Consider the following 22,323-nt stretch of genomic DNA (forward strand, 5'->3'; position numbering starts at 1 on the left):
GTTAAAGAACTGCGCGATCAACTTTGTTCACCGCGTCGCTGCGTTTGCTGCAGCAGAGAAACGAGATTATGCAGAGCTTTTTCGTCGCTGTCAACAACTTGCTGAAGAATTTTTATCGTTCAACGCGCTGCTAACTTACTACCGCGACACCATCCGATCACCACTACCAATCGGCCGGAAACCCGCACCACCACTACTTCTCCACCGCCTTAACCACCCCGCCGTCGCTTTCGTTTCGGCGCTGTCGTTTGCAGCGAGGGGCGAACTATAGGCAGGTTTTCCGAACTGTGCAAGCCCTTTCTTTTTGTGGGGTCTTTCTGCACTTTTTGAGAGGCTAGACCGCTGGGTGTTCGCGTATCCAGCGCAATTGCCGAGCCGCACGCTTTCGGGCAACGCGGGCGTGCTTGTGAAACGCGCTCACGATGGAGGCTGGTGGCACATCCTTTTCTACCCCGGCAGCACGCTCCAGAGAGATCGCCGCGTCATGCACCTCGCCAAGGGCGTCTTGCAGCTTGCGTAGATGTGCATGGCAGCGTTTGGGGGCTTGCGCGCCAAGCGCCAAGTAGAACGCCTCATAGAGATAGCGCCACTGCTTCGCGGCAATGCGGGCCCGGTGCAAGCGCGCGGGCGACGCCTGCTTCGGGCTGCGCCCCCGATCGATGAGCTTCTTTCTGAGCGCCTGTGCCCGAGCATGGGCAAAGTCTGTATATGGGCCCGCCTCAGCCTCCAGCCGGAATCGAGCGACGGCCTTTTCCAGGCCAGCGAGCGTGTTCAGCACATCAGGTGATGCCAGCTCCACTCGCAGCGATCGCCAAGATCGGCTGCGGGCGGCCTTGGCCTTGGTGATTGCCACGGTAAGCCATGCGCGCCCGACCTCATCCTCCTCGGCCAGTGACTGCTGAACGGTCGGAAGCCAATCCGATAGAAGGACATCCCACTCGCGCACGGGGCCCGTGGATGCCGCCAGCGCCCGTAGGCGCGGTTTCCATTCGGCCGCGAAAGCCTCGGGCAGGACGGGGCCGAAGGTCACCCAGGCCGAACGCAGCCGGCGCAGGGTGACACGAAATTGATGGAGATCCTCGTCGCTGGGCCTGCGCGCCGCCAGTTTGACCAGGGCACCGCGCAAAGCTGCGACGTGCTCGACGACGATGCCCGCGAAGATCGAAAGGATTGCCGCTTGTGAGTGCTCGCTCACGACACCCCTCAAGGTGACTGTCATGTGGATGGCATTGGGCACGCGAGGTGCGCGCCCTGTCATTTCACTGTAGTCGACGGGGACAAGACTGAGCGATACGTCAGATCAAGAACGCGCGAGACGCTCAGGATTGCCGGGCCTCGCTGGCGACGACGACGTCGACCTCAGCGGCGCGGAAGACTTCCGCCATCGGCTCGGGCACCGGCACGTCGGTGAAGAACTTGTCGATCTGCGAGATGTGACCGAGACGCACCACAGCGCGACGGCCGAACTTGGAGTGGTCGGCGGCGAGCCAAACCTCGCGCGACTGCTCGATGATGGCCTGGGCGACGCGCACCTCACGGTAGTCGTAGTCGAGCAGCGTGCCGTCTTCGTCGATGCTGGAGACGCCGATGATGCCGATGTCGACCCGGAACTGCTTCATGAAGTCGATCGTGGCCTCGCCGACGATGCCACGGTCGCGGTTGCGCACGAGGCCGCCGGCGACGATGACTTCCGCATCCGGGCTGCCCGACAGGATGGAGGCGACGTTCAGGTTGTTGGTGATGACGCGCAAACCCCGCGGCCCGTTCTGGCCAACGAGCGCCTTGGAGATCTCTTCGGTGGTCGTTCCGATATTGATGATGAGCGAACGGCCGGGCTCGACATGGCGGGCGACGGCTTCGGCAATGCTGCGCTTGGCATCGATATGCAGAACCTGGCGCTGGTCGTAGTCGATGTTCTCGACCGACGACGGCAGGCCGACGCCACCGTGATAGCGCGCGAGCAGGCGCTCGTCTTCGAGCTGGCGGATGTCGCGGCGGATGGTCTGAGTGGTGACGCCGAGCACGCGGGCAAGCGCATCGACGGAGGCATCGCCGTGCTGGCGGACGTACTCAAGGATCTGGCGGTGGCGGGGAAGCATCAATGCATCAAATGAACATAAACGAACATATGTGAGCGGATCAGGCGATTCCCTATGTTGCTTTATTTTCGCCTTTCACTACACTATCCGCGAACGCGTCACCATTCGCAAGAATTCGCAAACATTGGCGCGTAAATCAACAGATTCCAACCCATGCAACTCTCTGACGCTTCGCATCTGGACTGTGATCTGCTGGTGGTCGGAGGCGGCATCAACGGCGTGGGTATCGCGCGTGACGCTGTGGGCCGTGGCCTGTCGGTCGTCTTGTGTGAAAAGGACGATCTGGCCCAGCACACCTCTTCGGCCTCGACCAAGCTGATCCACGGCGGCCTGCGCTACCTCGAATATTACGAATTCGGCCTCGTGCGCAAAGCGCTGCAGGAGCGCGAAGTGCTGCTGCGCATGGCGCCGCACATCATGTGGCCGCTGCGCTTCGTGATGCCGCACGATGCGGCGCAGCGTCCGGCGTGGATGATCCGCGCGGGCCTCTTCTTATATGACCACTTGGCGCGCCGGCGCTTTCTGCCGGGTTCGGAATCGATCAAGCTGGGGCGGCATCCGGCCGGCAAGCCGCTCAAGCCAGGCTACACGCGTGGCTTCGTCTATTCCGACGGTTGGGTGGACGACGCCCGCTTGGTGGTGCTCAACGCCCGCGATGCAGCTGACCGCGGCGCGCACATCCTCACCCGCACGCGCTGCCTGAACGCAGAGCGCCGCGCCGATGGCTGGCATGCCTCGCTGGCGGGCCCGGACGGTATCCGCTCGGTGCGTGCCAAGGCCATCGTCAATGCGGCCGGACCGTGGGCGGCGGACTTTGCCCGCTCCGCGCACGCGCTGCCGAGCACGCGTGGCCTGCGCCTGATCAAGGGCAGCCATATTGTGGTGCGGCGGATGTTCGACCACCCGTTCGCCTATATCTTCCAGAACCCGGACGGGCGGATCGTGTTTGCGATTCCGTACCAGAACGATTTCACGCTGATCGGCACGACCGACCTGGAATACAAGGGCTCGGTGGACCAGGTGGCCATCGACGCCGGAGAAATCCAGTACCTGTGCGAGATGGCGAGCCGTTATTTTGAGCAGCAGCTCACGCCGGCCGATGTGGTGTGGACGTACTCGGGCGTGCGCCCGCTGCTGGATGACAGCGCCGCCAACGCCTCGGCCATCACGCGCGACTATCTGGTCGAGTGCGAGACCGGCGCCGACGGCAACAGCGCCCCGCTCGTTAATGTATGGGGCGGCAAGATCACGACCTACCGCAAGCTGGCCGAAGAAGCGCTGGACCAGTTGGCCCCGCACCTGCCAGCCGCAGGCAAACCGTCGTGGACGGCGACTGCCTCCCTGCCGGGCGGCGACCTGGAAGCGCCAGGCCAACTCGTCGCCGAATACACCTTCGACGATTTTGTGACGCGCCTGCAAAAACGTTTGCCTTGGCTGCCGTCCACGCTGGCCACGCGCTATGCGCACCAGTACGGCACCCGCGTGAACACGTTGCTGGCCGGCGCCGCACGTCTGGAAGACCTGGGCACAGAGGTGACGCCCGGCCTGTATGAAGCGGAAATCCGCTACCTGGTTGAACACGAATGGGCCCGCACGGCGCAGGACATCCTGTGGCGGCGGACCAAGCTGGGGTTGCATGCGAGCGATGCCGATCGCAGCCGGCTGGAGGGCTGGCTGATGCGGCATCTGCCGGACAACGAAGCCGCCCCGGCCGCAGAGCAAGCCCCCTGATCCCCAGAGGTCGGCGACAAAGCAGCACACGGGCCGGGGGGCCCGAAAGATCAAGCTGTAGAGAAGTACAAAGACGGGAGACACAATTGATTCTGGAACTGGACCAGGTTACGGCCATGGTCGGGGCGCAGACACATCTGTACCCGACCAGCCTGCGGCTGGCGCCCGGCGCGATCAACGTGCTGCTCGGGCCGACGCAAGCCGGCAAGACCACGCTGATGCGCATCATGGCCGGGCTGGACCGGCCGACCACCGGCCGTGTGCTGGTCGATGGCAAGGACGTGACGGGCGTCGGTGTACGCGATCGCAATCTGGCGATGGTGTACCAGCAATTCATCAACTACCCGGCGATGACGGTGTTCGACAACATCGCGTCGCCGCTGCGTCTGCAGGGCACCAACAAGGGCGAGATCGATACGCGCGTGCGTGCCGTCGCCGCCAAGCTGCATATCGAACACCTGCTGCAACGCCTGCCGGCGGAGCTGTCGGGTGGCCAGCAGCAGCGTTGCGCGCTGGCGCGGGCGCTGGTCAAGCGCGCGCCGCTGGTGCTGCTGGACGAACCGCTGGTCAACCTCGACTACAAGCTGCGCGAAGAACTGCGCGCCGAACTGGCCTCGCTCTTTGCCGATGGCGGTACGACCGTGGTGTACGCCACCACCGAGCCGCAGGAAGCGCTGCTGCTGGGCGGTCACACCGTCGTCATGCATGAAGGCCGCGTGCTGCAGTCGGGCCCGACGCTCGATATGTATGAGGTGCCGGTGTCGGTCAACGCGGCGGCCATCTTCAACGACCCGCCGATGAACGTGCTGGATGCCACCGTGGCGGAGGGCAACCACATCCGCTTGCCGCAAGGTATCGACGTGCCGTGGACGCGCCCGTTGCCGATGGCGGCCGGCACGCGCTGCCGCATCGGCCTGCGCCCGAGCCACATCCGCCTGGCACCGCGCAACGGTGGCGCCGTCGCCCTGCCAGGCACGGTGGAACTGGCCGAGCTGTCGGGTTCTGAAACGTATCTGCACGTGCGCGCGCATGCTGCCGGCCAGTCGAACAGCATCGGCCTGGTCGCGCAGTTGCCGGGCGTACATGAGTTCGAGCTGGGCGCGGCACTGGACGTGTTTGTCGATCCGGCCGAGCTGTTCCTGTTCGATGAAGCGGGCAAGCTGGTGAGCGCGCCCAAGCAGGGAGACGCACATGGCGCGCATTGAATTCCGCAACCTGGGGCACAGCTACCGCCCCAATCCGCAAAGCCTGAGCGACTACGCGCTGCAGCCGATGAACATGACGTGGCGTGACGGCGGTGCCTATGCACTGCTGGGCCCGTCGGGCTGCGGCAAGTCCACGCTGCTGAACATCATCTCGGGGCTACTGGTACCGTCGGAAGGCCAGGTGCTGTTTGACGGCCAGGACGTGACGCACGCCAGCCCGCGCGAGCGCAACATCGCCCAGGTGTTCCAGTTCCCGGTCATCTACGACACGATGACCGTGTTCGACAACCTCGCCTTCCCGCTGCGCAATCGCAAGACGCCGGAAGCCGAAGTGAAGAAGCGCGTGGAGGAAGTCGCCGAGATCCTTGAGCTGCAGCACGCACTCAAGCGCCGCGCCTCGGGCCTGGCGGCGGATGCCAAGCAGAAGATCTCGCTGGGCCGCGGCCTGGTGCGCAAGGACGTGGCGGCCATCCTGTTCGATGAGCCGCTCACCGTCATTGATCCGCACCTGAAGTGGCAACTGCGCCGCCAGCTCAAGAAGATTCACCAGCAACTGAAGCTCACGCTGATCTACGTGACGCACGATCAGGTGGAAGCGCTGACCTTTGCCGATGAGGTCGTCGTCATGACCGAAGGCAAGGTGGTGCAGCAAGGCGGGCCGGAAGCGCTGTTCGAGCGGCCGGACCACACCTTCGTCGGCTACTTCATCGGCAGCCCGGGCATGAATCTCTACCCGGTGACGGTGGACGGCGACGTGATCTCGCTGGCTGGCCAGCGCCTGTCCGTGGGCCGCGACACGCTGTCTACGCTCAAGAACGCAAACGGTTCGCTCAAGCTCGGCATTCGCCCGGAGTTTGTGCAACTGGCCACGCCGGGCGAAGTTGGCACGGTGGCGGCGGATGTGCACCAGGTGCAGCAACTGGGTACGCACCAGTTGTTGACGGCCAGTCTGGGCGGCAATGGCGACGGTACGATCGGCCTGCCCATCAAGGCGAAGCTGCCCAACGAAGTGAGCGTGACCGATTCGCGCGTGTGGCTGCGCCTGGATGCGCCGCAGACGCTGTATTACTCCGACGACGAGAGGATCGGCCGATGAACAAGCCGCTCAACAACAAGGCGTGGTTCCTGATCCTGCCGGTGTTTCTGTGCGTGGCGTTCTCCGCCATCCTGCCGCTGATGACGGTGGTGAACTACTCGGTGCAGGACATCATCAGCCCCGAGCAGCACGTGTTCGTGGGCGTGGACTGGTTCCGCCAGATCCTGCGTGATGGCGATCTGCAGGACGCCCTCACCCGCCAGCTGATCTTCTCGCTGTGCGTGCTGGCGGTGGAGATTCCGCTGGGCATCGGCCTGGCGCTGTCGATGCCGTCCAAGGGCTGGAAGGCGTCGGCGGCGCTGGTGGTGCTGGCGATGCCGTTGCTGATTCCCTGGAACGTGGTCGGCACGATCTGGCAGATCTTCGGGCGCTCGGACATCGGTCTGGCCGGCTACTGGCTCAACCAGATGGGCATCGACTACAACTACACGTCGCACTCGTTCGACGCGTGGATCACCGTGCTTATCATGGACGTGTGGCACTGGACGCCGCTGGTGGCGCTGCTGGCCTATGCCGGCCTGCGCTCGATCCCGGATGCGTTCTACCAGGCCGCCGAGATTGACGGCGCGAGCCGCCTGGCCGTGTTCCGCTACATCCAGCTGCCGAAGATGCGCGGCGTGCTGATGATCGGCGTGCTGCTGCGCTTCATGGACAGCTTCATGATCTACACCGAGCCGTTCGTGCTCACCGGCGGCGGCCCCGGCAATGCCACGACCTTCCTGTCGCAGTACCTGACGCAGAAGGCGGTGGGTCAGTTCGATCTGGGCCCGGCGGCAGCGTTCTCGATCGTGTACTTCCTCATCATCCTGCTGTTCTGCTTCGTCCTCTACAACTGGATGCAGCGCATGGGCAGTGCCAGCACGGCCGTGGGAGACGACCATGCGTAATCCGACAAGCAAGAACAACGAGCACCAGCGCAAGATCGCCCGCGCCATCACGCTCGTCATCTACGTGGCGTTTGCCGTGCTGCCGCTGTACTGGATGCTGAGCATGTCGCTCAAGACCAACGAGGAGACGCTGGCCGGCTTCTCGATCTGGCCGAAGCTCGTCACGTTCGACAACTACAAGATCATCTTCACGGACCCATCGTGGTACTGGGGTTACATCAACTCCATCATCTACGTGACGATGAACACGGTGCTCTCGACCGTGGTGGCGCTGCCGGCGGCCTACGCCTTCTCGCGCTACCGCTTCCTGGGCGACAAGCACATGTTCTTCTGGCTGCTGACCAACCGGATGACGCCGCCCGCGGTGTTCTTGCTGCCGTTCTTCCAGCTGTATTCAACGGTCGGCCTGATGGATACGCACCTGGGCGTGGCGCTGGCGCACATGCTGTTCAACGTGCCACTGGCGGTGTGGATTCTGGAGGGCTTCATGTCCGGCATCCCGCGCGAGATTGACGAGACGGCCTACATCGACGGCTACAGCTTCCCCGCGTTCTTCCTGAAGATCTTCCTGCCGCTCATCAAGGCGGGCGTGGGCGTGACAGCGTTCTTCTGCTTCATGTTCAGCTGGGTGGAGCTGCTGCTCGCGCGCACGCTCACCTCGGTGGATGCCAAGCCGATCACCGCGGTGATGACGCGCACGGTGTCGGCTTCGGGCATGGACTGGGGCGTGCTGGCGGCGGCCGGTGTGCTGACGATCATTCCCGGCGCGCTGGTGATCTGGTTTGTGCGGAACTACATCGCGAAGGGCTTCGCGATGGGCCGCGTCTAAAGAACGAAAAGTACAGGAGACACAGCCATGTTCAGCTGGATGGCCTGGACGCCCGAAGTGGCGACTTTCTTTGCCTGCATCGCGTTGATGCTGGCCAGCATGACGGTGTGGGAAGTGACCCGCCCGACCGTGGAGCGCAAGGGCTTCCTGCCCATTGCCACCACGCGCGGCGACCGCCTCTTCATCGGGTTGCTGACCGCGGCCTATATCAACCTGGCGTGGGTCGGGCTCACGTCGGAAGAGACCGGTGCCTGGGGCGGCTTCATCGCCTCGATGGTGGTGTTGGTTCTGATCATGTGGCGCGGTTGACGCGCAATCGGTTTCGTAGGTCCGGAGGCGTCAGTACGGGTTGACGCTTCCACGCCCAAATGACGTACGGGCACAGGCATTCCATCACGCTCCCCGCGTCGGAATGCCGGATGTTTTCGCTGCGGGGAGAACAACAAGCCAACAAGCACGAGGAGATACCAATGAAAACATCCTGGCGCATGACGCTTCAGTTCAGTGCTATTGCACTGGCAAGCGCCCTGGCGGTCGGCGCAGCACACGCCGGCGAAGCCGAAGCCAAGAAGTGGGTCAGCAGCGAATTCCAGCCCAGCACGCTGTCGCAAGACAAGCAGATGGCGGAAATGAAGTGGTTCATCGACGCCGCGGCCAAGCTCAAGGCCAAGGGCGTGACCGAGATCCACGTCGTGTCGGAAACGCTCGACGTGCATGCCTACGAATCGAAGACGCTGGCCAAGGCCTTCGAAGAGATCACCGGCATCAAGGTCAAGCACGACATCATGCAGGAAGGCGATGTCGTCGAAAAACTGCAGACCTCGATGCAATCCGGCAAGAGCATCTATGACGGCTGGATCTCCGACTCCGACCTGATCGGCACGCACTACCGCTACGGCGTCGTGATGCCGCTGTCGGACTACATGGCCGGTGAAGGCAAGGAGTTCACCAACCCGGGCCTGGACCTGAAAGATTTCATCGGCACGAGCTTCACCACGGCATCGGACGGCAAGTTGTATCAGCTGCCCGACCAGCAGTTCGCCAACCTGTACTGGTTCCGCGCCGACTGGTTCGCCCGCAAGGACTTGCAGGAGAAGTTCAAAGCCAAGTACGGCTACGACCTGGGCGTGCCCGTCAACTGGACGGCCTATGAAGACATCGCCAACTTCTTCACGAACGACGTGAAGGAACTGGACGGCAAGCGCGTCTACGGCCACATGGATTACGGCAAGAAGGATCCGTCGCTGGGCTGGCGCTTTACCGATGCGTGGCTGTCGATGGCCGGCTCCGCCGACAAGGGCATCCCGAACGGCCTGCCGGTCGACGAATGGGGCATCCGCGTGGAAGGCTGCGCACCGGTGGGCGCCTCGATGTCGCGTGGCGGTGCCACCAACAGCCCGGCTGCCGTGTACGCCCTCACCAAGTACATCGACTGGATGAAGAAGTACGCCCCGCCCGAGGCGACCGGCATGACCTTCAACGAAGCCGGTCCGGTGCCCGCACAAGGCCACATCGCCCAGCAGGTGTTCTGGTACAGCGCCTTCACCGCGCCGATGACCAAGCCGGGCCCGGTCGTGAACGCCGACGGCTCACCCAAGTGGCGCATGGCGCCGTCGCCGCACGGCCCGTACTGGAAGGACGGCATGCAGAACGGCTACCAGGACGTCGGCTCGTGGACGTTCTTCAAGTCCACCCCGTTCGAGCGCCGCTCGGCTGCGTGGCTGTACGCCCAGTTCGTCACGTCGAAGACCGTGTCGCTCAAGAAGTCGATCACCGGCCTCACGTTCATTCGTGATTCCGACATCCACAGCGACTACTTCACCAAGAACGCAGCCAAGTACGGCGGCCTGATCGAGTTCTACCGCAGCCCGGCCCGCGTGGCCTGGACGCCGACCGGCAACAACGTGCCCGACTATCCGAAGCTGGCCCAGCTCTGGTGGAAGAACGTCGCCACGGCCGTGACCGCGGAGAAGACCCCGCAAGCCGCGATGGACAACCTGGCCAAGGAAATGGATCAGGTGATGGGTCGCCTGCAGCGCGCCGGCATGAAGAACTGCGCGCCCAAGCTGAACCCGGAAAGCGATCCGTCCAAGTGGCTGTCGGCGGAGCACGCCCCGTGGAAGAAGCTCGACAACGAGCGTCCGAAGGGCGAGACGGTGGCCTACGACAAGCTGCTGGCCGCCTGGAAGGAAGGCAAGGTTCGTTAATTTAGGTCTCCGCCGGATCGACTCACCCTCGACCGGCGGGCTACCATGCCTGCTTCCGTTTCACCCACCGCCGGGCCAGTTCACGCTGCCCCGGCGGCTTACTGAATCTGTCTTATGGAATACCTCCTCGCGCTCGACCAGGGCACGTCCAGCTCACGTGCCATCGTCTTCAACCGTGCCGGCCAGATCGTGGCCAGCGCCCAGCAGGAGTTTCCGCAGCAATTTCCGCAGCCCGGCTGGGTTGAGCACGACCCGTTCGACATCTGGAACAGCCAGCTCGCCACCTGCCGCGCCGCACTCGAACAAGCCAAGCTGACGGCCGCCAATATCGCGACCAATGTGGCCGCGCTGGGCATCACCAACCAGCGCGAAACCACCGTGGTGTGGGAACGCGCCACCGGCAAACCCATCTTCAACGCGATCGTGTGGCAGGACCGCCGCACCGAGAGCATCTGCGAACGCCTGCGCGCCGAAGGCCTGGAAGACGAAGTGCGCAAGCGCACCGGCCTGGTGATCGATCCGTACTTCTCCGCCACCAAGCTGCGCTGGATTCTTGACCACGTCGATGGCGCCCGCGAGCGCGCCGCGCGTGGCGAACTCGCCTTCGGCACCGTCGACAGCTGGATCGTGTGGCAACTCACGCGCGGCCGCCTGCATGTGACGGACGTGTCCAACGCCTCGCGCACGATGCTGTGGAACATCCACACCGGCCAGTGGGATGAAGACCTCATGCGTGCGCTCGACATCCACCCGAGCCTGCTGCCCGAGGTGCATCCGTCTGCGTACCAGTTCGGGCAGACCGATGCCGACTGGCTCGGCGCCTCGCTCACCATCGGCGGCATTGCGGGCGACCAGCAATCGGCCCTCTTCGGCCAGGCCTGCTTCAAACCCGGCATGGCCAAGAACACCTACGGCACCGGCTGCTTCATGCTGCTCAACACGGGCGACAAGGCGGTGCAATCGCACAACGGCCTGATCAGCACGGCCGCCTGCCAGAGCAGCACCAAGCGCAGCTACGCCCTGGAAGGCAGCGTGTTCGTCGGCGGCGCGGTAGTGCAGTGGCTGCGCGACGGCCTGCGCGCCATCCAGCGCTCGGCGGATGTGGAAGGCCTGGCCGCCTCGGTGCCCGATTCTGGCGGCGTGGTGTTCGTGCCTTCGTTCACCGGCCTCGGTGCGCCGTACTGGGACCCAACCGCGCAAGGCGCCATCGTCGGCCTGTCGCGCGGCACGACCATCGGCCACATCGCACGGGCGGCGCTGGAGTCGATTGCCTTCCAGAGCACCGCCCTGCTGCAAGCCATGACGCGCGACGCCGTGTCCACCATTTCGGAGTTGCGCGTGGATGGCGGTGCGTCGGCCAACAACCTGCTGCTGCAATTCCAGGCCGACCTGCTGGGCATTCCGGTCGTGCGCCCGGAGATCATCGAGACCACCGCTCTTGGCGCCGCGTACCTGGCCGGCATCGCCACCGGCTTCTACCGGGGCGAAGACGAGGTCGCGCAGCAATGGCGTGCCTCCCGCACCTTCCACCCGGTCATCAGCCGGGACGAAGCGCTCAGCCGCATCGCGCAGTGGGAAATGGCGGTTGCGCAGGTACGCCTGCCCACGGCCTCGCGCGGGCACTGAGCGGCCCTCCATCCGGCACGAAAAAGGCGACTCTCGGGTCGCCTTTTTTATCGTGCAACCCGTACAACCGGTGCGCGCAGGTCATCGACTACACTGCGCGCTGGTTTCCCCTCCGCTTGCGCCGTGTCCGACTCCGCTCTCGATTTCATCCTGCTCGACCCGCCAGCCGATGCCCTGTCGCTCAGCAATGAGGCGGCCGCCGACCATGTGGCAAACGTGCAGCGCTGGCTGGAAGACGCCGTAATCGGCCTGAACCTGTGCCCGTTCGCCAAGGCCGTGTACGTCAAACGGCAGGTGCGCTACGTGGTCAGCCGCGCCACGATGGACGGCGACGTGCTCGACCACCTGCGCGCCGAAGCCGATCTGCTGCACACCACGCCCGCCGCTGAAATCGACACCACATTGCTGCTCGTTCCCGCGCTGGCCGACTTCTTCGACTTCCACACCCTCACCGAACGCGCCGAAGCGCTGCTAGCCAAGGCCGGCTTCGAGGGCGAGCTGCAACTCGCGAGCTTCCACCCCGATTTCGTCTTCGCCGATGCCGACCCGGACGACATCGCCAACGCCACCAACCGCGCCCCCGCCCCGATCCTGCACCTGCTGCGCGAAGACAGCATCGCCCGCGCCGCCGCAGCCGTACCCGATGCAGCGGACATCTACGAGCGGAACATCGCGACGATGGAACGGCTGGGGCCGGAAGGTTGGGCGGAGATGGTGGCGAAGTTCAGCGAGAAGCCGCACCACGATTAAAGTCCAGCGACCGCGCTAATGCCCAGACGGTGTGGCCGTACCCTGCCCTTGATGGCGCCTTGGATTTTTGTTGCGGGGAGGAAAAAGGAAGGAGCCTTGTCTGAGCGCAGCGAGTTTGGCTCCTTCCCCTCCCCGCGACAAAAATCCAAGGAGGGGGTCGCCATCTCGGGCGCGCCTTCTTTTGCTTACTTTTCTTGGCAAGACAAGAAAAGTGAGTCGGCCCCGGCAGGGGACGAAACATCAGCAAACCACCAACAAAAAATCAAACAGCCCGATCCCCCGGCGGCGTCCACTGATACATCCACGTCTCAGAAAGCAACCGCTCCCCCGATTGCAATGTCAGCGACAAATCAATCGGCGCATTGCTCGCATCCGGCACCACATCAAACATCGCCCGCACCCCATCGATACTGGCCAGCGGCCGCGCCGAAGCAATCTCCACCCGCCCCCGCGAGGCACGGATGACCGGCTCGACGGTCGACCCCGCCGTGCTGCGCCCCAACCGCGACAACTCCCCACCCGCAAAATCGACCACAAAGCGCCAGGAGAAATACTTACGCGGTTGCCCGACCACGCCGCCGATCCCCGTGCGCGTTGCCACCACCCGTGCCAACGGCGAAGCGGCGGCAGGCTGCGCCCCCCAAGTCAGCCGATAGCCGAAGGCCAATTCCTGCCCAGCCTGCGGCGCCACGGCTGGCCGCCAGAAGGCGACGATGTTGTCGAAGGTCTCGTCATTGGCCGACAGTTCGACCAGCTCGATCGCCCCTTCCCCCCAGCCATGCGTGGGCTCGACCCACACGCTCGGGCGCTTCTCATAGAACACGCCGTCGTCCTGATAGTGATCAGGGTTGCGATCGCGCTGCAGCAGGCCGAAACCGCGTGGGTTGTCGTCGGCAAAGCGCTGGCTGCGCAGGATGGGCGGGTTGGCCAGCGGCCGCCAGATCCATTCGCCCGAGCCGCGCCAGATGGCCAGACCGTCGGAATCGTGGATCTCGGGCCGCCAGTCCGAGGCACGCCAGCGGCGGGCGGCGCTGCGGCGATCCCCGGCGCGGTCGGTGCGATCGTTCTCCCCGTAGAGGAACATGCTGGTGAGCGGCGCAATGCCCAGCCGCTCGATCGGCTTGCGCACGAAGAGCGAGGCCTGCACGTCCATCACCAGGGTGTCACCCGGGCGGATGTCGAAGCGGTAGACCCCGGCCACGCTGGGAGAATCCAGCAGCGCATAGACGCGCAACACCTCGGCATCGGCCGGCGGGCGCACCAGCCAGAACTCGGTGAAATCCGGAAACTCCTCGGCACGCGGCAGACCGGTATCGATCGCCAGCCCACGCGCCGACATGCCGTATTGCCACTGCCCACCCACGGCGCGGAAATAGCTGGCGCCCAGGAAGGCCGCCACATCGCGCGTCGGGTCAGCCTTGGTGGTCAGCCGAAAGCCGGCAAAACCAAGGTCGGCCGGCAACGACTGGTGATCCAGCCCGCTCCGGCCGTAGTCGAACATGGCCGGGTCATAGGCAATCAGGCGCGCCTGGCCATCCACCACCTCGTGCATGCGCACGGGTGACTTGAAGAACAGCCCCAGGTGGAAGAAACGCGCCTCGAACGGCAGGCGCTGCCCGGCCCAAAGAGCGTGGTCGGCGCGGTAGCCGATGGATTGGTAGCCGTCCCACCCGAGCGTGGCCAGCGGCGCGGGAAGCTGCGTGCTGCGCGGGCGATAGGGCCGGGCGGCCAGCGCACGAGCACGCGCCAGCAGGCGGGTTTCATCAAACGGTTCCGGAGCGCCGAGCGGGCTGCCGGCGGCTGCGCTACGGGACAAACCGGGGGCCAGGGCAAGCAGCCCGGCGGCCAACTGCTTGAGCAGGTCGCGACGATGCATGGATCAAGGCGAAGCCAGGGGTGAGCCATCTTCGCATAAACGCCCGCCCAGGCAGCATCCCGCAAGAAACCTTTCATTGGACCCACAACCCTTCACCAAAACCGGGATTGGGGCCAATCCGCGTGGCGCCTATTCTTCAATTGGCGCACAATTCAGGCCCCGCCGAGCGTTGGCCCGGCTGTCCGGTGTTCCCGCCACGATCCTCACGGCGCACATGTTTCCAACGTTTTCCACGTCTTCGCTGCCTGACACGGCTCAATCGTCCGATGTGACGGTCGCGCTGGAGGCATTCGACCGTTTCTACGACGACGTCCTGCTGCCCATGTGGCTCGGGCCCGGCTGGAACGCGCAGGCGGGCCTCTGCTATGAGGCGCTGATCGTCGAGAACGGCACGCTGGTGCCGGCGTCGACGTCGCGCTACCGCGCGATGGCCTGCGCGCGGCAACTGTATACATTGGCGCGCGCCACGCGGCTCTCGACGCGGCACCAGGCGCTGTGCGCCGAACGCGCCGCCGCGCTGTGTCACGCACTTGACACCCGCTTTCGCGACACCATCAACGGCGGCTGGCTGTTCTCGATCGACAGCGCGCTCGCCCCGCAGGACACCACCAAGGATCTGTATACGCACGCCTTCGTGCTGTTCGCGGCCGCCCACTGGCTGGCCGTGAGCGATGACCCGCGCGCCGCCGCCCTGATGGACGACGCGCACGAGGTGATCGCACGCCGCTTTGCCCGTGCGGGCACGGAGACGAATACCGCCGCCCTGCCGGTGGCGGCCATGGATGCGGCATTTGCCGTGCCCCAGGCGGGCGTTGCGCAAAACCCGGTGATGCACCTGACCGAGGCCTACCTGGCCGCTGCCGCGCTGGACGAACCGCCTGCCTGGGCCGAAGCCGGCGTGCGCGCGCTGGCCGAGGGCATCCTCGCGCGCTTCATTGATGCGCGCACGGGCAGCATCACTGAATTGCCGGTCGACGAGACCAGCCCCGACAACCGCATCGAGCCCGGCCACCAGTTCGAATGGTTCTACCTCGTACGTGCACACGCCGACGTGTTCGCCCGTTCCGATGCCGGCCGACACCTGGCCGAAACGCTCGGCCGCGCCGTTGATGCCGCCTGCAACCTGGGGGTCGACCCCCGCACACAAGGCGTGTGCCTCGCCCTCGGCCTGGACGGCACGATGCGCGACGCCAGCCAGCGCATCTGGGCCCAGACCGAATACGGCCGTGCCCTCGCCCTGTGCACTGAAACCCACGGCGCGATGCTCGCGCACATGCTGCCGACATGGTCCGCACGCTTTCTGCATGCGCACGGCTGGCATGAGGTGATCGACGCGACTGGCCAGAGCCTGCGCGCCGACATGCCGTCGAGCACCCCGTACCACATCACCACCTTTTACGAGGCGGCCCGTACCACCCTGTCCGAGTCACCTTCACGTTGTACCCAAGCTGTCGAGTGAGGCACCCCATGCATACCCATAACCCCAACGAATCCAAGGCCCGCGCCATCTTCCGGGTGGTCAGCGGCAACTTCCTGGAAATGTACGACTTCATGGTCTACGGCTACTACGCCAAGGCCATTGCCGACACCTTCTTCCCCGCCGGCAACGAGTTCCTCTCGCTGATGCTGTCGCTGGTGACGTTTGGCGCCGGCTTCCTGATGCGGCCGTTGGGGGCGATCTTCCTGGGCGCCTACATCGACCGCCACGGCCGACGCGTGGGCCTGATCGTGACGCTGGCGCTGATGGCGTGCGGCACCTTGCTGATCGCACTGGTGCCGGGCTACGCCACCATCGGGCTGGCGGCACCGCTGCTGGTGCTGGTCGGGCGCCTGCTGCAGGGCTTCTCGGCCGGCGTGGAACTGGGCGGTGTGTCGGTCTACCTGGCCGAAATCGCTACCCCGGGCAAGAAGGGCTTCTTCGTGAGCTGGCAATCGGCCAGCCAGCAGGTGGCGGTGATGTTTGCCGCGCTGCTGGGCGTGCTGATGTCGGTGCTGCTGCCGCCGTCTGAGATGAGCGCATGGGGCTGGCGCGTGCCGTTCATCATCGGCTGTCTGATCGTGCCGTTCCTGTTCATCATCCGCCGCTCGCTGCAAGAGACGGAAGAGTTCCAGAAGCGCAAGCACCGTCCTGACCTGGCCGCCGTGTTCCGCTCGATGGGCCAGAACTGGCGCCTGGTGGGTGCCGGCACGCTGATGGTGGTGATGACCACGGTGTCGTTCTACCTGATCACCGCCTACACGCCGACCTTTGGCAAGAGCGTGCTGCACCTGTCGGACATGGACAGCCTGATCGTCACGCTGTGCGTGGGTGCGTCCAACTTCTTCTGGCTGCCGGTGATGGGCGCGGTGTCTGACCGTGTCGGCCGACGCCCGCTGCTGATCCTCTTCACCGTGCTGATGCTGGTGACCGCCTATCCGGCGATGGTGTGGCTGGTGAGCGAGCCGTCGTTCGCCCGCATGCTGACGGTGCTGCTGTGGCTGTCGTTCCTGTACGGCAGCTACAACGGCGCGATGGTCGTCACGCTCACCGAGATCATGCCGCCGGAAGTGCGCACCACCGGCTTCTCGCTGGCGTACAGCCTGGCCACAGCCATCTTCGGCGGCTTCACCCCGGCGATTGTCACGTGGCTGATCCACGAGACGGGCAACAAGGCGATGCCGGGCGTGTGGGTGTCGTTTGCGGCGCTGTGCGGGCTGATTGCCACGCTGGCCATCGTCAAGCCGGCCGGCAAGCACGTGCACGGCGCGGGCACCGCTCCCGCCGCCTGATCGCCACGATGCAGAACCCGGGCGGCATCATTGCCATCGAGCACGCCGGCTTTGCCGCGCTGCCGCCCGAACACAGTATCGAAGACGGCCCCTGGGTGCTGCGCATGGCGGGGGGCCTGGCCAAACGGGCCAACTCCGCCAACCCGCGCGCACCGGGCGCCGCACTGGATGCGGATCGCCTGAACCGCATCGAAACGGTCTACCGCCACGCGGGCTTTCCGCCCATCGTGCGCGTCACGCCACTGGCCTCGCCCGAGGCCGATGCGCTGCTCGAAGCGCGCGGCTACCGCATCACCGACCGCAGCCTCGTCATGACCGCGCAGCTGGCACCCGCAGCACCGGCAGTGCTGCCCGACGGCATCTCCGTTAGCATCGACACGATGATCCCCGAACCCTGGCACGACGCCTTCGCGCAGTTTGACGGCCTCAATGCGCACGGACGCGCCACACGCCGCGCCATGCTCGACGCGCTCGACCGCCCGCACGCGGCGATCACGTTGCGCGAAGCGGATGGCACCACGCTGGGAATCGGCCTGGCCGTGGCAGACGGCGCGTATGTCGGCCTGTTCGATGTGCGCGTGGCGAGTGCCGCGCGCGGCCGAGGGCTGGGGCGTGCCGTGACGGACGCGATGCTCGGCTGGGCGCGTACCCAGGGCACCGCTGGTATGCCGGTCACCGCTTATCTGCAGGTCAGCGCCGAGAACGTGCCGGCGCTCAGCCTGTATCGCTCGCTGGGCTTTGTCGAGGCCTACGCGTATCACTATCGCGTCGGGCCAGCGCAGCCGGCCTGAGCCTGCTTACTGGATCACCAACCCGTTCGGCCCGACCACGCCCAGCTCCACATAGTGCGAGCCCGGTCGCGTGCGATCAGAAAAGTCCACAACAAACCCACCGCCCACATCAAAGTTGCGCAGGTTGGCCAGCTCGCGGCGCACCTGGTCGCGCGTGGGCTTGGGGCCGGCGCGGCGCACGGCTTCGGCCAGCACCTTGGCGGCCACAAAGCCCTCCACCGCGCGGAATGACAGGTCGACATCCTTGGCGCCCACCGCCGTGCGTGCGCGGTTGAACTCACGGATGACGGGGTTCACGCTCTTGCCCGGGTTGGGCATCACCAGCGCCAGCGAGTAGCCGCGCACTGCCTCAATGCCCGCCACCTTGAGCAGGATGCCCGGATCGATGGACGACAGCCCCAGCAACTGCGCCCCACCGCCGCGCGCCCGGTACTGCTTGACGAACTGCGCGGCGGGCTCCGCCGTGGCGCCAAGAAAGATCGCCTGCACGTCCGTGCTCAGCAGCTTGTCCACCGCCGGGCCAACAGTGACCGTGTTGCGTTGGTACGAGGCCGTGGCGGCAATCGTCAGCTTGTACGGCTTGAGCGTGCGCTCCACGCCGGCCAGCGCCTCCTTGCCCAGCGCGTCATCCTGATACAGCACGCCGATGCGCGTCACGCCAATGGTGACGAGCGCGCTCACCATCTTGTCCATCTCTTGCTGGTAGCTGGCCTTGATGGGGAACACCAGCGGATCGCCGGTCATGCTGGATGCGCCCGTGGCAGGCCCGACCAGCGGCAGGTTGGCTTCAGCCAGCACGCCGTTGCGCATGAGCGCTTCCACATTGGCGGTGCCGACCACGGTGAGCGCGGCCACCGGGTTGTCGATCCTGGCCATGTCGCGCACGTTGCGCAGGGTCTGCTCGACCTTCTGCTCGTCGTCGCGGGCGACCAAGCGGATGGTTTCGCCGTTGATGCCGCCATCGAGATTGAGCCAGTCGAAGTAGAGCCGGGCGCCGGCGTTGAGCGCACGCCCCGTGGCGGCCTGTGAGCCCGATAGCGGCAAGGATTGGATGATGCTGATGTCAGCGCGGGCGGCAGACGCCGCGAGCACTGCGCACACCGTCAGCGAGGCCGCAAGCGCGGCAGCCCACGGCCGGCCACGCCAAGTCCTTCCGCGCGCCCCCCGGCTGCGCGTGTGATTTCCCGTTTGCATTGCTGGCACCCTTCACCGCCGCCTCGTGGGCAACGGCGTTATTGTCGAGGCCACCTGGGCGGCCCACTTTGTCGTTCTGGTTGCGCGAAACATAACTCGCGCGGGCGATAGCCTGCCATTGCGCAGGGGCTTCGACAAGTCCTGCCGGGGTCGTTTTAGACTCACTCGACCGCTTCTGTCGCAAACGCGCCCCACCTCCCATGCCGCAGCGCCTCCTGCCCACCGATATCGAAGGCCGTACCCCGCCCTCGCCGGCGCATCCGGTGCGCCTGTACACGCGGCAGATGGAGGCCAACACGCGCTTCCCGCGCCATACGCATCCGTGGGCGCAGGTGGCGTACAGCCACAACAGTGTGCTGCGTGTGCAGGCCGGTGATACGGCCTGGGTGGTGCCGCCCTCGCGCGCCATCTGGATTCCGCCCGGTATCGAGCATGAGGTGTGGGTGGTCGAGGCGGCGTTCCTGCGCACCCTCTATGCCGACCCGTCCCTGGCGACGGGCACGCTGGCGCAGTGTCGTGTGATGGAGGTGTCGCCGTTGCTGCGCGAGCTGATCGCGGCGATGGACGTGCACCAACCGCTGCCGCCCGCGCGCGAGCAGGCGCTGGGCGCCCTCATCCTCGACGAAGTCCGCCACAGTGCCCCGCTGCCGCTGGATTTGCCCATGCCCACCGACAAGCGCCTGCGCGCGCTGTGTGAGCGCGTGATGGCCGACCCCGGCACGCCGCTGACCTTCGATGCCCTGGCCCGCGACGTGGGCGCCAGCGAGCGCACGCTGGCGCGGCGGTTTCGTGAGGAACTGGGGGTGAGTTTTTCGCAGTGGCGCCAGCAGGCGGTGCTCGCCAGCGCCATCCCGATGATGTCGAAGGGGGTGCCGCTCGCACGTGTGGCGCAGGCGCTGGGCTACAACAGCCAGAGTGCGTTCTCAGCGATGTTCCGCCGGGCGTTCGGGCAGAGCCCGAGCGCGTTCCTGCACCGGCCCGGCTCGGAGGGCGACGCCTAGGGCCTGCCATCCAATCAAACGGGCTCGCGCGTTTGATTGGATGACCGGCCCTAGATCGGCGGCTCGCTCATCGCCGGCAGCAGCATCGCAAAGCGCGCGCCGCCGCCCTCTGCGGCATCGAGCCGGATGTCACCGCCGTGCACCAGCGCAATCCGGCGCACGATCGCCAAGCCCAGGCCAAAGCCGCCGGTGTGGCGGTCGCGGCTGGCATCCAGGCGCAGGAACGGTTCGAACACGCGCGCACGATCGGGCGCGGGGATGCCCGGGCCGTCGTCTTCCACGGTCAGGCGCAGCGCACCGGCGTGGCCGGTCTCCACCCGAACGGTGATGGTGTTGCGCGCATAGCGCGCGGCGTTGCGGATCAGGTTGAGCAGTGCTCGCGCCACCAGGCGCGGATCGCACACGTGGTGGGTGGGGGCGGCCTCGGTGTGCACGGCCAGCGTGAGCTGGCGGTCAGCCACGTCGTTGGCGACACTGGCAACCACGCTGTCGAGCCACTCACCCACCGCCACGCGCATCAGCACGAGGTGCGTGGCGCCCTGCTCCAGACGGCTCAGGGCCAGCAGTTCGCTCACCAGCTCGTCCAGCTCGCGCACGTCACGGCGCAGGGCGTCCAGACGCAGGGTCCGCTGCGCCTCCGGCACGGGGGACTGCAGCAGCGCAATACCGAATTCCAGCCGCGCAATCGGCGTCTTCAGCTCATGCGAGATGCCGTTCATCATCTCGCGCTGGTGCTGGATCGAACCCTGGATGCGCTCGGCCATGTCGTTGAACTGGCGGGCGAGGCCAAACACGTTGGAGCGCTTGTGCAGATGCGCGCGCGTCGACAGCTTGCCCGCGCCAAAACCGCGCGCCGCCGCTTCCAGCGCGCGCAGATCGCGCCAGTGCAGCCAGACCCAGGCCAGCAGCGGCAACAGCGCGGCAATGGCAATCAGCGAGTAGGCGATCAGCTGAATGCCGAGATACTCCATGTCCGCAGCGTAGGCGTGCAGCACCGTGCCGTCGCGCAATGGCAGGTAGTAGTCCTTGCCGTTGGTCATCAGGATCAGCTTGTGCTCGGCAAGATCGCGCCGCTGCTGGGCAGACAAGTCCGGCACGGTGTCCGGATCGACAAAATCGAATCGCTCCCACGCGTGCTCGTTCAGCCGCGCGAGCGCGGCGTCGCGGCCTGCCGGGCCGGCACGGTCCAGGTAGTCCTGCAGCGTAAAGGCGTAGCCCTTGCGCAATTCGCGCTCACCGTGTGTGAGGGTGTCGTGGAACATCCAGACGAACGACTTGTTGACGCCAATCAGCGCCAGCGCCGCCGCCAGCACCACCATGGCGTAGAGCTTCAATAAGGACTTGAGCATGCCTCAATCCTCCCAGGCCGACGGGCTGAACAGGTAGCCGCGTCCCCAGATCGTCTTGATCTTGTGCGGCTCGGGCGAGGCATCGCCAAAGCGGCGGCGCAGGCGCGAGATGCCGGAATCCACCGTGCGGTCCAGCCCGTCGAACTCGATGCCGCGCAGTTGCTTGAGGATGTCGTCGCGGCTGAGCACGGTGCCCGCGGCGCGCGCCAGGATCAGCAGCAGGTTGAACTCGGCCGTCTTCAGGTCGACCGCCTGGCCGCGCCAGGTGACGGCGCGATTGGGCGGCGAGATGGCCAGTTCGCCAAAGACGAGCGTGTCGTCGTGGGGCGCGAGCGGTTCCGAATTCGACATGGTCGGCAAGGCGCGGCGCAGCAGCGCACGGGCCCGCGCCACCAGCAAGCGCGGCTCGATGGGCTTGAGCACGTAGTCGTCTGCACCAATCTCCAGGCCCGCCACCTGGTCGTAGGTATCCACGCGCGCCGTCAGAATCAGCACCGGCACGCGTGAGAACCCACGAATGCGCCGGCACACTTCCATGCCATCCAGGTGCGGCAGCATCAGGTCAAGAATCACCAGCGCCGGCGCATGCTCGCGCACGGCAGCCACGGCGATGTCGCCCCGGCGCACCACCTCCACCGCAAATTCGTAGTTGCCCAGGTATTCGCTGATGAGCTGCGCGAGACGGTCGTCATCTTCAATCAGCAGCACCTTGGTCTTGAGCGGTTCGTCGGTCATCGCCGTCATGGTCCGTTCGCCCCCGTTTTTCTTTTGATGGGGCGCAGTGTACGGCGACCGGCTTGCGAGTGGAGGGGGCGGCGAAACTTGCAAACACTCGCGCACAATTGCGCACAACTTCCCGGCAATTTCCAGACAGACGTGCGCGCGGCCTCTCGCCAGACTTCGGACTCTCTCT

20 protein-coding genes are annotated in these 22,323 nt (G+C 65.6%); 14 read left to right on the forward strand and 6 right to left on the reverse strand.

All coding sequences use genetic code 11. The annotated features are described in order from the left end of the window. On the forward strand, window positions 1-271 hold a 271-nt coding region (locus F7R11_RS27145; protein ID WP_211368862.1), incomplete at its 5' end, for a hypothetical protein. A 63-nt stretch (window positions 272-334) separates the two neighbouring features. Here F7R11_RS27145 and F7R11_RS00005 read toward each other — a convergent pair. After that, window positions 335-1,195, reverse strand: a complete 861-nt coding sequence (locus F7R11_RS00005; RefSeq protein WP_064806473.1) for a CHAD domain-containing protein — start codon at window positions 1,193-1,195, stop codon at window positions 335-337. Between the two features lie 124 nt (window positions 1,196-1,319). Continuing rightward, window positions 1,320-2,099: a DeoR/GlpR family DNA-binding transcription regulator gene (locus F7R11_RS00010; protein ID WP_064805488.1), complete on the reverse strand. Its 780-nt coding sequence runs from the start codon at window positions 2,097-2,099 to the stop codon at window positions 1,320-1,322. Window positions 2,100-2,252: 153 nt separating this feature from the next. Between F7R11_RS00010 and glpD the strand changes: the two genes are divergently transcribed. The 9 genes from glpD (at window position 2,253) to F7R11_RS00055 (ending at window position 12,430) form a co-directional block, all read left to right on the forward strand. Then, window positions 2,253-3,830, forward strand: coding sequence for a glycerol-3-phosphate dehydrogenase (gene glpD / locus F7R11_RS00015; RefSeq protein WP_064805490.1), 1,578 nt, complete (start codon window positions 2,253-2,255; stop codon window positions 3,828-3,830). 86 nt (window positions 3,831-3,916) lie between these two features. Continuing rightward, window positions 3,917-5,035 carry an ABC transporter ATP-binding protein gene (locus F7R11_RS00020; protein ID WP_064805492.1) on the forward strand — a complete coding sequence of 373 codons (1,119 nt, stop codon included), beginning with the start codon at window positions 3,917-3,919 and terminating at the stop codon, window positions 5,033-5,035. Further along, entirely contained in the window at window positions 5,022-6,131 is a 1,110-nt protein-coding gene (locus F7R11_RS00025) for an ABC transporter ATP-binding protein (protein WP_064805494.1), read from the forward strand. The genes F7R11_RS00020 and F7R11_RS00025 overlap by 14 nt, the downstream gene beginning before the upstream one ends. Next, window positions 6,128-7,018 (forward strand): carbohydrate ABC transporter permease, encoded by an 891-nt coding sequence (locus F7R11_RS00030; RefSeq protein ID WP_004637132.1) that lies wholly within the window; start codon window positions 6,128-6,130, stop codon window positions 7,016-7,018. The genes F7R11_RS00025 and F7R11_RS00030 overlap by 4 nt, the downstream gene beginning before the upstream one ends. Then, window positions 7,011-7,847, forward strand: coding sequence for a carbohydrate ABC transporter permease (locus F7R11_RS00035; protein ID WP_064805496.1), 837 nt, complete (start codon window positions 7,011-7,013; stop codon window positions 7,845-7,847). Before F7R11_RS00030 ends, F7R11_RS00035 begins: the two co-directional genes overlap by 8 nt. Window positions 7,848-7,874: 27 nt before the next feature. Next, entirely contained in the window at window positions 7,875-8,156 is a 282-nt protein-coding gene (locus F7R11_RS00040; protein ID WP_021197334.1) for a DUF2160 domain-containing protein, read from the forward strand. 161 nt (window positions 8,157-8,317) lie between these two features. Continuing rightward, window positions 8,318-10,054, forward strand: a complete 1,737-nt coding sequence (locus tag F7R11_RS00045; protein WP_064805498.1) for an ABC transporter substrate-binding protein — start codon at window positions 8,318-8,320, stop codon at window positions 10,052-10,054. A 114-nt stretch (window positions 10,055-10,168) separates the two neighbouring features. Beyond that, a complete protein-coding gene (gene glpK / locus F7R11_RS00050; protein WP_064805500.1) occupies window positions 10,169-11,680 on the forward strand; it encodes a glycerol kinase GlpK in 1,512 nt (503 codons plus the stop codon). Window positions 11,681-11,803: 123 nt separating this feature from the next. Next, window positions 11,804-12,430, forward strand: coding sequence for a DUF1415 domain-containing protein (locus tag F7R11_RS00055; protein ID WP_064805502.1), 627 nt, complete (start codon window positions 11,804-11,806; stop codon window positions 12,428-12,430). Window positions 12,431-12,692: 262 nt separating this feature from the next. Here the strand turns inward: F7R11_RS00055 and F7R11_RS00065 are convergent, their stop codons facing one another. Then, window positions 12,693-14,306 (reverse strand): OpgD/OpgG family glucan biosynthesis protein, encoded by a 1,614-nt coding sequence (locus F7R11_RS00065; protein WP_104577616.1) that lies wholly within the window; start codon window positions 14,304-14,306, stop codon window positions 12,693-12,695. A 214-nt stretch (window positions 14,307-14,520) separates the two neighbouring features. On the opposite strand from F7R11_RS00065, the gene F7R11_RS00070 reads away from it, so the two are divergent. Genes F7R11_RS00070 through F7R11_RS00080 form a run of 3 tightly spaced genes read left to right on the forward strand, consistent with a single transcriptional unit; the run spans window position 14,521 to window position 17,866 of the window. Further along, complete coding sequence (locus tag F7R11_RS00070) at window positions 14,521-15,765, forward strand: AGE family epimerase/isomerase (protein WP_104577694.1); 1,245 nt, start codon at window positions 14,521-14,523, stop codon at window positions 15,763-15,765. 8 nt (window positions 15,766-15,773) lie between these two features. Further along, window positions 15,774-17,075 carry an MFS transporter gene (gene tcuC, locus F7R11_RS00075; protein WP_021197328.1) on the forward strand — a complete coding sequence of 434 codons (1,302 nt, stop codon included), beginning with the start codon at window positions 15,774-15,776 and terminating at the stop codon, window positions 17,073-17,075. A gap of 8 nt (window positions 17,076-17,083) precedes the next feature. After that, complete coding sequence (locus F7R11_RS00080; RefSeq protein WP_104577617.1) at window positions 17,084-17,866, forward strand: GNAT family N-acetyltransferase; 783 nt, start codon at window positions 17,084-17,086, stop codon at window positions 17,864-17,866. Window positions 17,867-17,872: 6 nt separating this feature from the next. Here F7R11_RS00080 and F7R11_RS00085 read toward each other — a convergent pair whose 3' ends face one another. Further along, window positions 17,873-19,060 (reverse strand): ABC transporter substrate-binding protein, encoded by a 1,188-nt coding sequence (locus F7R11_RS00085; RefSeq protein ID WP_167317197.1) that lies wholly within the window; start codon window positions 19,058-19,060, stop codon window positions 17,873-17,875. A 200-nt stretch (window positions 19,061-19,260) separates the two neighbouring features. Between F7R11_RS00085 and F7R11_RS00090 the strand changes: the two genes are divergently transcribed. Next, window positions 19,261-20,061 carry an AraC family transcriptional regulator gene (locus F7R11_RS00090; protein ID WP_021197325.1) on the forward strand — a complete coding sequence of 267 codons (801 nt, stop codon included), beginning with the start codon at window positions 19,261-19,263 and terminating at the stop codon, window positions 20,059-20,061. 50 nt (window positions 20,062-20,111) lie between these two features. Here F7R11_RS00090 and F7R11_RS00095 read toward each other — a convergent pair whose 3' ends face one another. Then, window positions 20,112-21,410 (reverse strand): ATP-binding protein, encoded by a 1,299-nt coding sequence (locus F7R11_RS00095; RefSeq protein ID WP_104577619.1) that lies wholly within the window; start codon window positions 21,408-21,410, stop codon window positions 20,112-20,114. 3 nt (window positions 21,411-21,413) lie between these two features. Beyond that, the gene (locus tag F7R11_RS00100) at window positions 21,414-22,145 is read right to left on the reverse strand and encodes a response regulator (protein ID WP_031330120.1); all 732 of its coding nucleotides are present in this window, start codon (window positions 22,143-22,145) and stop codon (window positions 21,414-21,416) included. Window positions 22,146-22,323 lie beyond the last annotated feature (178 nt).

The organism is Ralstonia insidiosa, assembly GCF_008801405.1.
Lineage (GTDB): Bacteria > Pseudomonadota > Gammaproteobacteria > Burkholderiales > Burkholderiaceae > Ralstonia > Ralstonia insidiosa.

Bases quoted from the DNA above. Each gene is read 5' to 3' on its own strand.
- F7R11_RS00025 (WP_064805494.1), top strand. From the start codon at position 5,022: ATGGCGCGCATTGAATTCCGCAACCTGGGGCACAGCTACCGCCCCAAT.
- F7R11_RS00030 (WP_004637132.1), top strand. From the start codon at position 6,128: ATGAACAAGCCGCTCAACAACAAGGCGTGGTTCCTGATCCTGCCGGTG.
- F7R11_RS00070 (WP_104577694.1), top strand. From the start codon at position 14,521: ATGTTTCCAACGTTTTCCACGTCTTCGCTGCCTGACACGGCTCAATCG.
- F7R11_RS00085 (WP_167317197.1), bottom strand. From the start codon at position 19,060: ATGCAAACGGGAAATCACACGCGCAGCCGGGGGGCGCGCGGAAGGACT.
- F7R11_RS00080 (WP_104577617.1), top strand. From the start codon at position 17,084: ATGCAGAACCCGGGCGGCATCATTGCCATCGAGCACGCCGGCTTTGCC.
- tcuC (WP_021197328.1), top strand. From the start codon at position 15,774: ATGCATACCCATAACCCCAACGAATCCAAGGCCCGCGCCATCTTCCGG.
- F7R11_RS00095 (WP_104577619.1), bottom strand. From the start codon at position 21,410: ATGCTCAAGTCCTTATTGAAGCTCTACGCCATGGTGGTGCTGGCGGCG.
- F7R11_RS00090 (WP_021197325.1), top strand. From the start codon at position 19,261: ATGCCGCAGCGCCTCCTGCCCACCGATATCGAAGGCCGTACCCCGCCC.
- glpK (WP_064805500.1), top strand. From the start codon at position 10,169: ATGGAATACCTCCTCGCGCTCGACCAGGGCACGTCCAGCTCACGTGCC.
- F7R11_RS00040 (WP_021197334.1), top strand. From the start codon at position 7,875: ATGTTCAGCTGGATGGCCTGGACGCCCGAAGTGGCGACTTTCTTTGCC.
- F7R11_RS00100 (WP_031330120.1), bottom strand. From the start codon at position 22,145: ATGACCGACGAACCGCTCAAGACCAAGGTGCTGCTGATTGAAGATGAC.
- glpD (WP_064805490.1), top strand. From the start codon at position 2,253: ATGCAACTCTCTGACGCTTCGCATCTGGACTGTGATCTGCTGGTGGTC.
- F7R11_RS00010 (WP_064805488.1), bottom strand. From the start codon at position 2,099: ATGCTTCCCCGCCACCGCCAGATCCTTGAGTACGTCCGCCAGCACGGC.
- F7R11_RS00065 (WP_104577616.1), bottom strand. From the start codon at position 14,306: ATGCATCGTCGCGACCTGCTCAAGCAGTTGGCCGCCGGGCTGCTTGCC.
- F7R11_RS00045 (WP_064805498.1), top strand. From the start codon at position 8,318: ATGAAAACATCCTGGCGCATGACGCTTCAGTTCAGTGCTATTGCACTG.
- F7R11_RS00035 (WP_064805496.1), top strand. From the start codon at position 7,011: ATGCGTAATCCGACAAGCAAGAACAACGAGCACCAGCGCAAGATCGCC.